The sequence below is a fragment of the Paenibacillus sp. E194 genome, assembly GCF_000935845.1.
Classification (GTDB): Bacteria; Bacillota; Bacilli; order Paenibacillales; family Paenibacillaceae; genus Paenibacillus_B; species Paenibacillus_B alvei_B.
Genome location: NZ_JMDX01000438.1, coordinates 1 through 2386, shown reverse-complemented (window position 1 = coordinate 2386; position 2386 = coordinate 1). Strand labels below are relative to the sequence as shown.

Sequence of the window (2386 nt, the reverse complement as noted above, 5' to 3'; positions counted from 1 at the left end):
CCATCGAGGAGATGGCGAAGGCGATAACCGAGATGCATCAAGAACTTTACACGGAAATACCTATCGCTGAGGAAAAAGCCTATTATCCATTATCTTCAGCGCAGAAAAGGCTGTTCATTGTAAGCCAGCTGACAGGAGCCGAGGTAAGCTATAACATGCCGGGGGTGCTGATTCTCGAAGGAGAGCTGGATCGTGCGCGATTCGAACGGGCTTTCCAGAAGCTGATCGACCGACATGAATCGCTGCGGACAAGCTTCGAGACGGTACGCGGTGAGCCTGTGCAGCGCATTCACTCGCAGGTGGAGTTTGCAATCGAATATCACCTTGCAGCAGAAAAAGATGCAGAGGCGCTGATCACTCATTTCGTACGTCCATTCCAGCTTAATCAAGCACCGCTGCTCAGAGTCGGATTGATTGAAACTGGACATGAACGCCATATTCTGATGTTCGACATGCACCATATCATTTCCGATGGCGTAACGATGGGGCATGTCGTGAATGAATTCTCCCGGATATATGCAGGCGATCAACTGCCGGCGCTGCGTATCCAATATAAGGACTATGCTGCATGGCAGCAATCCAATGAATATGCAGAGAAGCTTGCGCATCAGGAATCCTATTGGCTGAAGCAATTGGACGGAGAACTGCCGACGCTCGAACTGCCGACTGATTATGTGCGACCGGCTGTACAGCAGTTCGAAGGTGATGTGGCCTTGTTCACCTTAACGAACAGTCAGGCCGAGCAGCTGCAACGATTAGCGGCAAACTACGGCGCAACCTTATATATGGTTCTGCTTGCAGCATATACTGTGCTCCTGCACAAATATACGGGACAGGACGATATCATTGTCGGAACACCGATCGCGGGCCGCAATCATACGGAATTGGAGCCGCTGGTTGGGATGTTCGTCAATACGCTCGCCATCCGCAATTATCCAACCGGTGAGAAATCCTTCGCGGAACTGTTAGCGGAGGTGAAGGATACGGCCCTCGCCGCATTCGAGAATCAGGATTATCCGTTCGAAACGTTGGTAGAGAAGGTTCATAAGTCTCGGGATATGAGCCGAAATCCAGTGTTCGATACGATATTCAGTGTTGAGCATGAACAGCAGAGTTCCTTCCATATCGATGGGCTTCGGATAAGTCCATACCCGCACAGCCATTCTGTCGCGAAGTTCGATTTGACCTTCCATGCCGAACAGAATGAAGAAGGGATACTATGTGGACTAGGCTATGCGACTGCTTTATATGCGAAAGAGACTGCGGGGCGGATGGGAGAACATTTCGTGCAATTAATAGATGCCATCATCGCAGAACCGAATGCGAAGCTAATGTCACTGAATATGATGAGCCTGCAGGAGAGAGAGCAAGTAAAGCTGGTATTTAATGATACGATAACGAGTTATCCGCGGGAGAAGACGATTCAACATTTGTTCGAAGAGCAGGCAGAGAAATCGCCGGATGCGGTTGCTATCCAATTCGGAGAAGAACGGCTCACATACCGCGAGTTGAATGAACGGTCGAATCGTTTGGCGAGAACACTGCGAGGTAAGGGTGTAAAAGCCGGCCGCTTCGTAGGTCTAATGACAGATCGTTCGCTAGACATGATTGTGGCGATTATGGCGACCCTGAAGGCAGGCGGGGCATATGTGCCAATTGATCCGGATTATCCGGAAGAACGCATTCGATACATGATCGACGATTCGGGAGCATCGCTTCTAGTCGTGCAACGTCATTTGCAGTCGAACCATATTGCTGCGGATTGCATGGTTGTACTTGTAGATGATGAGGACTCCTATCACGCAGATGGCACGAATCTGGAGCAGCATAATGGGGCTTCTGATCTCGTCTACGTCATTTACACGTCAGGTACAACGGGAATGCCGAAGGGGAATTTAACAACTCACCGCAACATCGTTAGAGTAGTGCGGGATGCGAAATATATCGAGATCGATCAGCATGACACGGTGCTGCAATTATCCAGCTACGCTTTTGACGGCTCGACCTTCGACATATTTGGCGCCTTGCTGAATGGAGCGAAGCTTGTACTGATTCCGCGCGAGGTAGTGCTCGACGCTGGACGACTGGCCGACACCATCGAGATCGAGAAGATTTCGGTCATGTTCATTACTACTGCCTATCTCAATCTGCTCGTCGACTTGAGAGTGGACAGTCTACGCCATATGCGCGCGATATTGTTCGGTGGGGAACGCGCATCTGTGAGCCATGTGCGCAAGGCGCTCCGGCATTTGGGTCCAGGCAAGCTTAAGCATGTATACGGGCCAACGGAGAGCACCGTATTTGCGACTAGCCACAACGTTGATGAAGTAGCTGACAGCGCCGTAACGATACCGATCGGACGCCCGATTGGCAATACGGCCGTATA

General features: G+C 50.7%; 1 protein-coding gene. It reads left to right on the top strand.

What is annotated here, in order from left to right:
- Positions 1-32: 32 nt before the first annotated feature.
- Positions 33-2386: non-ribosomal peptide synthetase (locus AZ66_RS28615; RefSeq protein WP_231587091.1), on the top strand; the 2354-nt coding region annotated here is incomplete at its 3' end.